Origin of the sequence: Chryseobacterium herbae, assembly GCF_025154075.1 — a bacterium.
In the GTDB taxonomy this organism is placed as follows: Bacteria; Bacteroidota; Bacteroidia; order Flavobacteriales; family Weeksellaceae; genus Chryseobacterium; species Chryseobacterium herbae.
Map to the genome: position 1 here is coordinate 1 of NZ_JAOAMU010000005.1, position 13,114 is coordinate 13,114.

The 13,114-nt window shown below is 39.2% G+C and carries 11 protein-coding genes; 9 read left to right on the plus strand and 2 right to left on the minus strand.

Going from position 1 to position 13,114, the window contains the following annotated elements:
* Window positions 1-195 precede the first annotated feature (195 nt).
* The gene (locus N0B48_RS15345; protein ID WP_259839652.1) at window positions 196-1,737 is read left to right on the plus strand and encodes a glycine--tRNA ligase; all 1,542 of its coding nucleotides are present in this window, start codon (window positions 196-198) and stop codon (window positions 1,735-1,737) included.
* A 325-nt stretch (window positions 1,738-2,062) separates the two neighbouring features.
* The gene (locus tag N0B48_RS15350; RefSeq protein ID WP_259839654.1) at window positions 2,063-3,595 is read left to right on the plus strand and encodes a hypothetical protein; all 1,533 of its coding nucleotides are present in this window, start codon (window positions 2,063-2,065) and stop codon (window positions 3,593-3,595) included.
* 25 nt (window positions 3,596-3,620) lie between these two features.
* On the opposite strand, the gene N0B48_RS15355 is transcribed toward N0B48_RS15350, so the two are convergent.
* Entirely contained in the window at window positions 3,621-4,946 is a 1,326-nt protein-coding gene (locus N0B48_RS15355; RefSeq protein ID WP_259839656.1) for a M48 family metalloprotease, read from the minus strand.
* 101 nt (window positions 4,947-5,047) lie between these two features.
* Here N0B48_RS15355 and N0B48_RS15360 point away from each other — a divergent pair, with 101 nt between their 5' ends.
* Together N0B48_RS15360 and N0B48_RS15365 are read left to right on the plus strand one after the other, a co-directional pair.
* A complete protein-coding gene (locus N0B48_RS15360; RefSeq protein ID WP_259839657.1) occupies window positions 5,048-6,181 on the plus strand; it encodes a serine hydrolase domain-containing protein in 1,134 nt (377 codons plus the stop codon).
* Window positions 6,182-6,186: 5 nt separating this feature from the next.
* Window positions 6,187-6,798, plus strand: a complete 612-nt coding sequence (locus N0B48_RS15365) for a YdeI/OmpD-associated family protein (RefSeq protein ID WP_259839658.1) — start codon at window positions 6,187-6,189, stop codon at window positions 6,796-6,798.
* A 125-nt stretch (window positions 6,799-6,923) separates the two neighbouring features.
* Here N0B48_RS15365 and N0B48_RS15370 read toward each other — a convergent pair whose 3' ends face one another.
* A complete protein-coding gene (locus tag N0B48_RS15370) occupies window positions 6,924-8,507 on the minus strand; it encodes a Na+/H+ antiporter (protein ID WP_259839659.1) in 1,584 nt (527 codons plus the stop codon).
* 268 nt (window positions 8,508-8,775) lie between these two features.
* On the opposite strand from N0B48_RS15370, the gene N0B48_RS15375 reads away from it, so the two are divergent.
* The 5 genes from N0B48_RS15375 to N0B48_RS15395 all read left to right on the plus strand — a co-directional run bounded on the left by N0B48_RS15375 (window position 8,776) and on the right by N0B48_RS15395 (window position 13,093).
* Complete coding sequence (locus tag N0B48_RS15375; RefSeq protein ID WP_259839660.1) at window positions 8,776-9,276, plus strand: M15 family metallopeptidase; 501 nt, start codon at window positions 8,776-8,778, stop codon at window positions 9,274-9,276.
* A gap of 192 nt (window positions 9,277-9,468) precedes the next feature.
* Window positions 9,469-10,506 (plus strand): patatin-like phospholipase family protein, encoded by a 1,038-nt coding sequence (locus tag N0B48_RS15380; protein WP_259839661.1) that lies wholly within the window; start codon window positions 9,469-9,471, stop codon window positions 10,504-10,506.
* A gap of 232 nt (window positions 10,507-10,738) precedes the next feature.
* Window positions 10,739-10,909 carry a hypothetical protein gene (locus N0B48_RS15385; protein WP_156122717.1) on the plus strand — a complete coding sequence of 57 codons (171 nt, stop codon included), beginning with the start codon at window positions 10,739-10,741 and terminating at the stop codon, window positions 10,907-10,909.
* Between the two features lie 260 nt (window positions 10,910-11,169).
* Window positions 11,170-11,811 carry a leucine-rich repeat domain-containing protein gene (locus N0B48_RS15390; protein WP_259839662.1) on the plus strand — a complete coding sequence of 214 codons (642 nt, stop codon included), beginning with the start codon at window positions 11,170-11,172 and terminating at the stop codon, window positions 11,809-11,811.
* Window positions 11,812-11,827: 16 nt separating this feature from the next.
* The gene (locus tag N0B48_RS15395; protein ID WP_259839664.1) at window positions 11,828-13,093 is read left to right on the plus strand and encodes a hypothetical protein; all 1,266 of its coding nucleotides are present in this window, start codon (window positions 11,828-11,830) and stop codon (window positions 13,091-13,093) included.
* Window positions 13,094-13,114 lie beyond the last annotated feature (21 nt).

The window sequence follows — 13,114 nt, forward strand, 5'->3', positions numbered from 1 at the left end:
TCCCCCCCCCCCCCCCCCCCCCCCGCCCCCCCCCCCCCCCCCCCCCCCCCCCCCCCCCCCCCCCAAAACTCTAAAAGAGCGAGTAGCGAAAGCAGGTTCCCGGCTCCTAATTATCATACACATAAAAACTTCCATCTTCCCGCTTCCATCTTCCTACATTTTCACTATTTTTGCACATCAGACGTAAAAAAAATTATGGCAAAGCAAGAAGATGTTTTCAAGAAAGTGATTTCTCACGCTAAAGAATATGGTTTTATTTTCCCTTCCAGTGAGATCTATGACGGTTTATCCGCTGTTTATGATTATGGACAGAACGGTGCCGAATTAAAAAACAATATCAAACAGTATTGGTGGAAAGCTATGGTACAGCTTAACGAAAATATTGTGGGTATTGATTCCGCGATCCTTATGCACCCTACCACATGGAAGGCATCAGGCCACGTAGACGCTTTCAACGATCCATTGATTGACAATAAAGATTCTAAAAAACGTTTCAGAGCAGATGTTCTGGTAGAAGACTACTGCGCGAAAATTGAAGATAAAGAGAATAAAGAAATTGAAAAGGCAGCGAAAAGATTCGGTGACTCTTTTGATAAGGCTCAGTTTGTAGCGACAAATCCAAAAATTCTGGAATACCGCGCCAAAAGAGAGGCTATTCTTTCAAGACTGGCAAAATCTCTGGAAAATGAGGACCTTGCTGATGTAAAGGCTTTAATTGAAGAGCTTGAAATCGCTGATCCTGACACGGGTTCTAAAAACTGGACGGAAGTAAGACAGTTCAACCTGATGTTTGGAACTAAACTTGGAGCTTCTGCAGACAGCGCGATGGATCTTTATCTGAGACCGGAAACGGCTCAGGGTATCTTCGTTAACTTCCTGAATGTACAGAAAACGTCACGTCACAGACTTCCTTTCGGTATTGCACAAATCGGTAAAGCGTTCAGAAATGAGATTGTTGCAAGACAGTTTATCTTCAGAATGCGTGAATTTGAGCAAATGGAAATGCAGTTTTTTGTAGCTCCGGGAACTGAACTTGAATTCTACGAACAGTGGAAAACAAAACGTCTGAACTGGCACCTTGCTTTAGGTCTAGGTGGTGACAACTACAGATTCCACGATCATGAGAAATTGGCGCACTATGCGAATGCAGCGGCTGATATTGAATTTAACTTCCCATTTGGTTTCAAAGAACTGGAAGGAATTCACTCAAGAACAGATTTCGACTTAAAAGCGCATGAAGAATTCTCAGGAAGAAAACTTCAGTTCTTCGATCCGGAAAGAAACGAGAACTATGTACCGTACGTAGTGGAAACTTCTGTAGGTCTGGACAGATTATTCCTTTCGATCTTCTCACACTGTCTTAAAGACGAAGTATTGGAAGATGGTTCAGAGAGAACAGTTTTATCTTTACCACCGGCATTGGCACCAATCAAAGCAGCAATTCTTCCGTTAATGAAAAAAGATGGTCTTGCTGAATATGCTGAAAAGATTTTCAATGACCTGAAATATGATTTCAACTTATTCTATGAAGAAAAAGATGCCATCGGAAAACGTTACAGAAGACAGGATGCCATCGGTACGCCTTACTGTATCACCATCGACCACGACTCTCTGACAGATCATACAGTGACGATAAGAGACAGAGATACGATGCAGCAGGAAAGAGTTCCTGTTTCTGAATTAAGAAGAATCATTGACGAGAAAACAAACTTCAGAAATTTACTTTCTAAACTATAGACTAAAGCCCCATTATTTGGGGCTTTTTTATTGCCTAAATGATAAAGTATAAAAAAACTGTGTCATCTGCGAAATCAGTGGGATATTTTTTAATTCGCGCTGATTTTGCAGATAATGCAGATTCTTTCGATTAATATTCATCATACAAACCTTATAGGTCTTCGAGACCTATAAGGTTTTTCATATTTAGAAAAACATATCATATTTGGCTCTACTCGTCAGATAAAATCTTTCCTGCTCAACTGTTTTATTTAGAAAATGAATAAAGAAAATGAAACTTCTCCGGCGTATTCGTTAATTTATTATTTTTGGCAAAATAATAACTATGAAAAAAATAAGTTTACTGGTATTAGGGCTTGTTCAGATGCTGGCTTATTCCCAGACTCAGGACCTTACTGCACTGGCTGCTGGTGATCATGTGGGAATGAATGCTCTCTTCGATGATAAAGACAATCTTTACGGTTATGTATCCCTTTATTCTTACGGAAAGACAGGCGACAGAACCAAGAAATTCGAATATGTAATTCTGGATAAAAACCTTAATCCTGTTGCCAATAAAGAATTTGAAGGCGATATTACAGCAGCTTCCTATCGTGGCTATGTCGATTTTAAGGGACAGATCATCTTAAGACCTTCCATGATGGATTATTCTCTGGTAAAAACAAGAGAGATCTTCACTCCGGTTTCTATGGTCATCGATCCGAAAACCAATACCATCAAAAGAAAAGTATACTACGATTATCTTGAAGATGGAACATTCAAGGAAATCAACGAGCCTAAAAACTGGAAAGCACAGCGCAAGGAAAACCGCGAAGAGAAAAAAGAAAAGGGCTACAACTATGTTTCCGCGGTTGGTGAAGTAAAGGAAGGAGGATATTTTGCGGTAGAATACAAAGACTACGGAAAATATGTGAACAACAACAGCATCATTAAGTTTGATGATAATAAAAAGGAATTGTGGCGCTATAAATACAATACCGACGGTTCTAAAAAAGTTTTCTCCACCTTATCCGTTTTGGACAGAGACGAGAAATACATGTATTGCATCATGAAAAAGGCGGACGATGATAAAAAGTCTTTCAGCATGGTTGCAATCGATATGAAAACCGGAAAAGAAGCCTCCAATAAACCAATCACGGGACTTTCCGACACCACAATAGACCTCATCGACAGTTTCGCTTTGGATTATGATAGCAGCCTTGATAATGATAAAACGTTTGACGACAAAATTGTTCTTCTGGGAAGAAATTTTACAAAGAATGATTATATTGGGTACGCCAGAATGATGATCAATAAATCAGATTTTACTGTAGATACGAAAGAGATCAATTTCAAGCCGGATTTCGCCTCCTATCTTCCGAAGATCAATGCCCATGGTATGGTAGAAAGCGGCTATATGCTTCAAACGAAAGATATGTACTTTATGAATGACGGAAGTGTAGGAATTCTTACAGAAAAATACAAACCGGCGGGACAGTACAATGCTCCTAAAACCACGGACCTGGTGTACGTTTATACGGATAAGGATTTCAAGATTAAAAATATCCAGGTTTTTGAGAAGGAAAAGTCAAAATGGGTAAACAGTGATTACCTTTTCTCCCAATACCTCAACGGTGGAAAAGATGTGGTATTCTTTTATCGCGACTATCAGAAAGATGAAGTCACCAGACAGAAAAAATGGAACCTTTTCATTAATACGGTGATCGATGGCAAATTCAAGCAGGAAATCATTCCTATTTCTGAAAAAGACAATTATGCCGTTACGCCATACGTCGGAAAAGAAGGATACATTCTTCTCCGTGAATACAACGAAAAAGAAAAGTTCAATAAGCTTCGTTTAGAAAAACTGAACTATTAGAATAAACAAGAATCCTGATTATGCATCAGGATTCTTTCATTTGGTAGCTGCTCTGGTAAAAGTCTGCTATATTTTTGATGTCATCAAGGCTCAGATTCCACATAAAGTTCAGAAACTGCTGATAACTTTCACTTTGATTTTTGGGTTCTATCCGATCCAGATAACGATTCAGGTTGTAATTTTTCCGGGCTTCATATATTTTGGAGAAACATTTGCCCAGCCAGCCTTTGTAATACTTTTCCTCTTCACCATCCTGCAGAAACTGCATCGAGGCATAAATTCCCAGTCCGTAATCTTCGGAGTGAAAATAATTGGGAAGAATCTCCATTCTGGCCATTTTTTTCAGGGTTGTAAAAGTTTCAGAAGGCTTTTCCGATTCCACCGAAGGTTTAAGTTCAGGGAATATTTTCTTCAGCTTTTCAATCCTTCTGGACATTTCGGGATGGGAGGCCAGGGAATCTTTATCCAGCTTTTCTTTGTAAAAATTATAATTGTACAGCGAAAAATCTTCCTTCTTCATCCACTTTTCGTTAAAAGTCTGTTTGGGAAGATCAAAAAGTTTTTTGTAGGTTTCTATCTTCAGTTCACGCGGAGAAATGGTGTCAAAATCCTGCAACCGCTGAAGCGCGTTTATATATTCATTCTTTTTAAAATCACTATTCTTAAAAATCACGTAGCCAAGCGAATCTGCCTGCATTTCCTGCTTTCTTCTTTCTATCCCTTTTTTATACGCTCGGTTTTTAAGGATGTCAAAAGCTTTTTTATTCTGAGTCTGGCTGCGGCTTACCGTTGTTTCTTTCAGGTTTTGCACAGTCATTTTATCCAGTTGATCCTGTTCGATGATGTTTAAAAATGTTTTGAGCGAATGTTCATCGATCTTATGGCCTAATTCATGCGTAATCACGGCAGCGATCTGGTCTTCACCGTTAAGCCAGTTGTACAGTCCCATATTGATTACAAAAGTTCCGTCCGCAAGGCAGTAGGCATTGGGTGTATTATCTCTTGCTACCAAAATTTTAAGGTCCTGAGGGATTTTGGGATTATTTTTTTTCAGGCGCTGTATCAGCGTTTTGATTTCCGTTTCAAATTCAGATTTAAAAATAAAATCTTTGTTTTTCACCTGCTTTTCAAAATCTGTTCCGAATTCCTTATAGATTTTAGACAGTTCAGAACCTGTCTTCCCGGAATACTGCGATCTCAATTTTTTTATAAAAATTTCGTTATTTCCGGCAAAACTTTTTAAAAATTCTTTTCTCTGCAAATAGTCTGCGGTGTCTATCATTTTATAGGTCTGGGCGGCTCCCATCACTGAAAAAATGAAAAACACGAATACAATGAGTTTTCTGGTCATATTTTTCATCAATAATCGCAAAAATAGTTTATTTACCGTTTCTTTCTCCTTTTCTTATCAAAATTATTTTAAATTTGTTTGAGACTGATACTCATGATCATATGAAGGCATTAAAATATGTAATAGGCGGAGCAGCCATAGGGGTAGCCGCAGTTTATCTTTTGGGATATGACTATTTATTCAGTGGGATTTCGAAAACGTATCTTAAAGGAAGGTCCAGCGCCTTCATCGATGATGGAAAGTTTTTCCCGGGAAATCTCATCGCTACCGAAGAGCCGGAACTCTGGACGGAAGATCCTGAATACAATAAAAAAGAACTGCCTGAAAATGTAATTGAAAATCTGAAACATTCCAAAACGGCGGCTTTTGTGGTTATAAAAAACGGAAAAATTCTTCATGAGCAGTATTGGGACGGTTACAACCAGCTTTCACAGACCAATTCTTTTTCAATGGCTAAAGCCGTTACCGTAATGCTTCTGGGAAAAGCACTGGAAGAAGGTATCATCAAAGATATCGATGATAAGCTTTCTGATTTTTATCCTGAATTTAAAGAAAAAGAATTCGGAAGTGAGGTTACGCTTAAGAATTTAGCCCGGATGGAAGCCGGACTCGACTGGGATGAAGATTACAATAATCCTTTTCTCCCGAATGCCAAAGCTTATTACGGCAGGAATCTCATCAAAGCCGTATTCTCAAGAAAATTTCAGGAACAACCCGGCAGCCGTTTTCAATACCAAAGCGGGGCCACTCAACTTCTCGGATTTGCTTTAAAAAAGGCTTTGAATCAAACATTATCCAGCTATTTATCTGAAAAATTCTGGATCCCGCTGGGAATGGAACAAAACGCCTCTTGGAGCACTGATAATCACGGGATGGAAAAAACATATTGCTGCATTCACTCGAATGCGAGAGATTATGCAAAACTGGGACAGCTGTTTTTAGATGATGGAAAAGTTGGGGAACAACAAATCCTCGATGTAGATTTTATTGAACAAATGAGAACACCGACTGAAAAATCACAGGAGATCTACGGAATGGGGCTTTGGATCAATTATGACAATCCCATCAAACATTATTATTTCCTTGGATTACAGGGCCAATATATCATCATGGTTCCGGAACACAATATGGTGATCGTAAGAACCGGAAGTTACAGCAATAATCCTAAGAATGACAGAGGAAGACCAGATCAGGTGAAATTCCTTGTCAATGAATCCGTTCAATTATTTCAGTAAAACACATGGAAAAACACAGCCCGAAAATAGACGCTTATATTGAAAAATCCAAGGATTTTGCAAAACCTGTTTTAGAGTATATCCGGGAAACGGTTCATGAATTCTGTCCTGATGCAGAGGAAACCATGAAGTGGAGTTTTCCGCATTTTCTTTATCAGGGAAAGAACCTCTGTGCAATGGCTTCTTTCAAGCAGCACTGTACTTTTGGATTCTGGCTGGAAAAGGAGATGAAAACAATGAAAGAGATTACCCGAGATATTGAAAAGAACTCGATGTTCAGTCTGGGAAAGATCACTAAAATTGAAGATCTTCCATCAAAACCTCAGCTTAAAAAGGCTATCAGGGAAGCAATGGAGCTTACTGATCTGGGCGTGACCCTAAAAAAAGCACCGCCATCCAAAACGGAAACTGAAATTCCTGATTATTTTCAAGATGCTTTGAATGACAATAAAAAAGCTGCAGAAGTTTTTGAAAAAGGATCACCGTCTTTCAGAAAAGAGTATATCAACTGGATCACCGAGGCCAAAACCGAAGCGACCAGAAACAAAAGAATGGAACAGTCTTTGGAATGGATAACCGAAGGAAAAGCCAGACACTGGAAGTATGAGAGGAAATAAAAATAATATAAAAAAATACTATTCTCGGGTATCTCATATCGTCTTTAACCCATGCACTTGCTTCCTGATTTTGTCTTAAAAAAATCATTTCAATGTCCTGGAAAGCTTCTGTCTTTACGACCTCATTAAATCATCTTCAACCTTTCTTCTTCCAGATCAATCTGGTATAAATGCTGACGGATCACTTCTTCATTAATGGTAACATCTTTATTCAGCTCTGAAAGGTACTGTCGCTGGCTTTCCAGCATTTCCACAAAGATGATTTTATTTTTTTCACTCATCCAGCCATCATCGTTGGCTTTTGTTTTTTCTTCCCAATGTTTTAGCATTCTTTCTATTCCTGCGTTACCCTGAAGTTCGTTTTCATGTTTTGTTTTAAGAAATTGATAAACGTGTTCCTTCAGTTCCTTTTTTATTTTCAATCTTGTGAGTTCTTCTTCCTCTTCGTTCATAAAATCCTTCAATGCCCGTACTTTACTGATAATATATGGTAACGTAAGCCCCTGCACCAATAAAGTAAGCAGAATAACCACAAATGTGATGAACAAGATCAAGTTTCTGTTAGGAAAAGGTTCACCATTGCTAAGGGTAATAGGAATAGCTAATGCGGCCGCCAGTGAAACTACACCCCTCATACCCGTCCAGCCCAGAAAAAGAGGCATCAGCAGACTTCGCATTCTCGTAGATGCTCTTGGAGCCACGCTCGGCCGGAATATATATGTAGCCAACATCGCAGCATACGCACTGATAATTCTTGCCAGAATAAGCACAACGGTTACCAGTATTCCATATTTAATGGCGATACCTAAAGGAATTCCTTCGGAACGCAGCCCTCCCACAATTTCAGGAAGCTCGAGACCAATGAGTAAGAAAACGACACCATTCAGGATAAATACAAAGCTTTCCCATACGCTGTGCCCTTTTATTCTGCTCGCACTGTTCAAAAATATAAGACGTCTTGCCGACATAAACAACCCTCCACACACCACGGCAAGCACTCCTGAACTGTGAAACTGTTCTGCCACCCAGTACATAATGTAAGGTTCTATGAGGGTCATTGCTATATCAGAAGATGCATCTGTAGGCAGCCTTTTATGAGCCTGTACGAAGATCCAACCCAGCAGCAGCCCGATTCCGGCACCTCCGATGACCATCCATAAAAAACTCAGGGAGGCTTCCTGCCATACGAATTGCCCTGTTCCTACAGCTATCAGTGCAAAACGGAAAATAATCAGGGAGGAGGCGTCATTTAATAAACTTTCTCCCTCCAGAACAGCGGAAGTGGTTTTCGGGATCTTTACAAATTTCATAATGGCGCCGGTACTTACAGCATCCGGTGGAGAAACAATTCCTCCAAGCAAAAACCCTAAAGCGATTGTAAATCCGGGAATAAAATAATTAGCAGCTACCGCTACTGACAGCGCAGTAAAAAATACCACAAGAAAAGCAAAACTGCCGATAATACGCCACCATCTTTTCATCTCCTTAAAGGAAATAGCCCAGGAAGCTTCAAAAAGAAGGGGTGGTAAAAATATGAAGAAAATAAGGTCCGGATCTACCTTGACAACGGGAAGTCCGGGGACAAAACTTACCAGCAGACCAAAGACGACCAAAAGGATCGGGTAAGCGATTTTCAGCTTGGTGGCCCACATATTCAGCAATACGATAGCGGCTATCATGGCCAGGAAAAAAGGTAAAATAGTATGCATTGAAGTGTTGTGTTTTTATCATTTGCTCATTTCATTTTTTACATCTTAATGAGCGGGTTTTTTACAAATATACAGTCAATTATCTTTTCTTGTATTCATTTTTCTGATCCTATTTAAACTTAATTTGAAAAACTTATAAAATTCTATTTCACTGCTGCTATAACTGTAATTTATTAACAAATAATACATTTTGTATTTAAAAATTTAATTAAACACGTCAAGTTTCGTCGCCCCTGATGTATACTTTTGCATCATAACAATAAGCATTATGGACAAAGTAACCACAGAGAGAATCAACAAACTGCATCCTTTCGTAAGGGATGAAGTAAAACAAATCATCAAAGAATGCGATGAAGCCCTTACCGGAAGAGCAAAAGTCAGAATCACACAGGGCCTGAGATCTTTTGAGGAACAGGAAAAACTGTATGCTATAGGAAGGATAACGGCCGGAAAAAAAGTAACGAATGCCAAAGCCGGCCAAAGCATTCACAATTATGGTCTTGCTGTTGATATCTGCCTCATGATCGATGGAAAAACAGCGAGCTGGGACACGGCAAAAGACTGGGACAATGATCAGGTAGCCGACTGGTACGAATGTGTCAAGATTTTCGCCAGACACGGCTGGGATTGGGGCGGAAACTGGAAGACTTTCAAAGACCTTCCCCACTTCGAAAAAAAGAACATCCAGACTAAAAAAGGGCTTATCAAAACAAGCTGGCGAACACTATCAAAGATGCCGAGGGATAAGCAAAATTATATTCTATTTTAATTCCCTTTTATTTGAAAATAATTATAATACGACAAGTTCTGTCGCTTCCCCGGCCTACCTTTGTTTTATAAGAAAAATGTTAGTAAACTGAGATTTCAATACTAAAACCAGCATCTGTTTTCAAGGGCAGAACGTTGGTTTTAGTTGTCTCAGGACTCTGGTATTATCTTTTAAAAACCAACAAAACATCACATGAAAAAGACAACCATTCTTTCTTTGGACGGGGGCGGAATAAGGGGAATTATTACCTGTATTATTCTCCGCTACATAGAAGAGCAGCTTCAGTATCATGATAATCCGGGCGCCAAACTCGGTGATTATTTTGATCTGGTAGCCGGAAGCAGCACAGGTGGACTGATCGCTTCTATCATTCTATGTCCCGATGAACACCGAAAAGCGAAATATTCTATCCAGAAAGGATTGGAATTATACGCTGAAAGGGGCGGCGACATCTTTCAGGTTTCTTTCTGGGAAAAGCTGGTCAATCCGTTTGGCCTGCTGAATGAAAAAATTTCCCAGGAATCACTTGAAAAAAACTTGAATGACTTTTTTGGACACTTAGAACTTAAAGAATTTATAAAACCATGTTTAATAACCAGTTATGACATAGAAAACAGAAGAGCCAAGCTTTTCAATTCCTGGGAGGCTAATCTGAGCACAGATAATTTTTATGTAAAAGATATCTGCAGAGCGACTTCGGCGGCGCCTACCTATTTCAGTCCTGTACAGATTAAATCTATGTATGGACAGATTTTCAGTCTGATAGACGGCGGTATGTTTGCCAACAATCCTTCTCTCTGTGCTTATGCGGAAGCAAGAAAAATTCCTTTTGCGGAAGTATTGAAAAATCATCAGAAAGCCAATCATCCCGGCGTGAATGACATGATCATGGTTTCTATCGGAACGGGGATTGAGGCAAGACCTTATTCTTTTAAAAAGCTTCAGAAGTCCGGAAAAATCGGTTGGGTAAATCCAATCATTGATATTCTGATGTCTGCTAATGCTGAAACTGTAGATTATCAGTTGTGCCAGATGTTTCAGACTTTGGGACAACGGAATCAGAAAAATTATTATCGCCTGAATCCTTCTTTAAAAAATGCCTCTCCGGGTATGGACAATGTAAGAAGATCCAATATTGAAAATCTGATCCAGGCGGGATTGAGCTATATTGATGATAACCGGGAAACTCTGAACCAGATTGTACAAAAACTGATCAGAAATAAAATATAAGCTTTTTACCTTATAATGACTCAATATAAGCTTAAAAGATAATATTTGAAATTAATAAAAAGTTTTTAAAACACGTCAAGTTTTGTCGTCTTCTCTCACTACTTTTGAAGTATAAACAAAGACAAAAAAAAACAATCATTAAAATTTTAAAAAGCCTTTGAATTCAACATTTATCAATGCTGGACAGCCAGAAATATGTTTAAAACATAACCTCAACTTTAAGACACCCAACATGGAAACACCAGATCACAATCCAGATATACTTTTCGATGAAGATCTCTATACTATTGAATGGAGTGACATTGAACATGCAGAGATGGACTATGAGAACTATCTCAACGACATTGAAAACTTTTTCAGGGAAGATTTCACAGATGGTATTCCTGAAGAAGATATTTACTAAATCCATTCTAACACGACAAGTTCTGACGCTGTCCGGAATTATCTTTGAAACACCAAATCAAGACACCCGACATCATCCCATAATCATTCAAAAACACCTTTGAATCCATCATTCACAAAATGCCGGACAGCCAGAACTATGTCTGAAAATAGATAAAACCCGAAAAATTAAGGACATGTAAACACCAAAAGAGAATCAATAAAAGACTTTCAAATTATAACCAATTTATTAACCCAAAACAAAATCACATCGTTTTTATTATGAAAACAAAACAAGAATTAAGGCTCAAGTTCGAGAACGGAGACAAGCCTACACAAGACCATTTCTGGGAATGGCAGGACTCTTACTGGCATAAGGATGAGAAAATAGAAATGACCAAAATTGCAGGTCTGGAAAACGGATTTCCCCGTTTAAACGACTTTTATGCAGAAACAGATGAAGCAGGAAACGCTTCGCTGGCTTATTTACAGGTCAGAAGGATCTTTATAAAACCCGGAACACTGCATATTCCTGATCTGTTTGCAACTGGAATGGGCATATCCGAATTAACCCTTGCCAGCAGTTTACTCACCATCGGAGCAGATGCTTTCAGCAGCAATGCATTAAAAGCTTTAACCATTCCTGAAAATGTGTCCATTATTGGTCAACGTGCTTTTGCATCTAACCAGCTAATCTCAATAGTAATCCCTGAAAGCGTTAAAGAAATTAAAGATTCTGCCTTTGCTTCTAACAGACTCAGCGGAATATATATCCCTGCAAGTGTCGCAAAGATCGGCCCAAACGCATTTAACTATAACCCCGATGTCAATACTGTAAAACTGGACAGATACACCCAGTATTATCCGGATTCATTTGATCCTAAAACAAGGGTTATCGGAGGAACTCTGATCAGTGACATGTAAACCCAAAGACCACACAATGAAAACAAAACAGGAAATAAAACAATACTTCGAAAATGGAGATGTTCCCACTCAGGAACAGTTCTGGGAATGGCAGGATGCTTACTGGCATAAGGAAGAAAGCATTGCCCAGGATAGCATCAGCGGGCTGAAAGATGCTCTAAATGCCAAACTTAACAGGCCACAGACAGGAACCGGCTTTTATATTATTGCCCATAACGGTGAAACCACCAATTACTCAAAGCTCAATCTGCAGTCTTACAATATCCCTTACTGGAACGGATCCAGTTTTACAAGCAGCAGTATTTATCACAGTAATGATAAAACGGGTATTGGAACGCAGAACCCTTCGGAAGCGCTTGAGGTAGCGGGGAATATCAAAACTTCAGGATTGATTGTTTCTAATCTTCCGGCAGCGAATATCAATTTCACCAGGAATCTTGTGGCAAAAGATGACGGAACCATCGGATGGGAAGGAAAATCTACCTCTTCAGGAACCTACATTCCATTATCAGGAACAGAAGCCAACAAGCCTATTTCTGGAAATCTGGAGCTGATGACGGAGCAGCCTGAAGAAAACAATCTTATCTATAGAAATAACAGAGATACAGGGGTAAAAAATGAAATCGGGTTTTATCCTTCAGGAATGACCCTCGCCTCTGTGAACACTCAACAAAATATCATCATGTCCCGGATAGATCTTTCCAATGAGGCTATTTATGTATCCGGTCCTTCTTCGCAACTGTCTATGGATCAAGCAAGAGCTACTCTGGCTTATTATAATGGCCGGGATATGAAAGGAATTGTAATAGACTCTAATATTGAAGAACCTATTATGATTACCCATATATCATCTTTGGGCAAACCCAGGGGGCTTTCAGGAGCACAATATTACGGTGATTATGCAGAAGCAAACGACTATATCCAAAAGCAGTATGTAGACAAAAAAATGTCCTATACCCGCCAGGAAGTAAGAACGGAAGGAACCTGGATCAATGGCAAACCGGTGTACAGACAGACTCTGTTTTTCGATCAGATTCCAAGAACCGGAGAGATTGATCTCGGAAAGTATATTCCGGACATTGAAACCATCGTTTCCAACGAAATGTTTACCGAATGGTGGGCCTTTGATATGGCATTCGCCGGCAACCAATGGAGAAGCCAGATTTTCATTTCTGTAGAAACAAAACTCATCAAAATTGAATTTCTGAAAGAACCTGATTACGATTACTCTGTCATTAACTCCTTCAGCATCACTCTGGAATACACAAAAAGAACTGATTAATAACAAACACAACAACACAAT

What these genes read in the sequence shown, in the direction of transcription:
- N0B48_RS15360 (WP_259839657.1), top strand. Translation starts at nt 5,048, where the DNA reads ATGAAGGCATTAAAATATGTAATAGGCGGAGCAGCCATAGGGGTAGCC.
- N0B48_RS15365 (WP_259839658.1), top strand. Translation starts at nt 6,187, where the DNA reads ATGGAAAAACACAGCCCGAAAATAGACGCTTATATTGAAAAATCCAAG.
- N0B48_RS15355 (WP_259839656.1), bottom strand. Translation starts at nt 4,946, where the DNA reads ATGACCAGAAAACTCATTGTATTCGTGTTTTTCATTTTTTCAGTGATG.
- N0B48_RS15385 (WP_156122717.1), top strand. Translation starts at nt 10,739, where the DNA reads ATGGAAACACCAGATCACAATCCAGATATACTTTTCGATGAAGATCTC.
- N0B48_RS15370 (WP_259839659.1), bottom strand. Translation starts at nt 8,507, where the DNA reads ATGCATACTATTTTACCTTTTTTCCTGGCCATGATAGCCGCTATCGTA.
- N0B48_RS15380 (WP_259839661.1), top strand. Translation starts at nt 9,469, where the DNA reads ATGAAAAAGACAACCATTCTTTCTTTGGACGGGGGCGGAATAAGGGGA.
- N0B48_RS15390 (WP_259839662.1), top strand. Translation starts at nt 11,170, where the DNA reads ATGAAAACAAAACAAGAATTAAGGCTCAAGTTCGAGAACGGAGACAAG.
- N0B48_RS15350 (WP_259839654.1), top strand. Translation starts at nt 2,063, where the DNA reads ATGAAAAAAATAAGTTTACTGGTATTAGGGCTTGTTCAGATGCTGGCT.
- N0B48_RS15395 (WP_259839664.1), top strand. Translation starts at nt 11,828, where the DNA reads ATGAAAACAAAACAGGAAATAAAACAATACTTCGAAAATGGAGATGTT.
- N0B48_RS15345 (WP_259839652.1), top strand. Translation starts at nt 196, where the DNA reads ATGGCAAAGCAAGAAGATGTTTTCAAGAAAGTGATTTCTCACGCTAAA.
- N0B48_RS15375 (WP_259839660.1), top strand. Translation starts at nt 8,776, where the DNA reads ATGGACAAAGTAACCACAGAGAGAATCAACAAACTGCATCCTTTCGTA.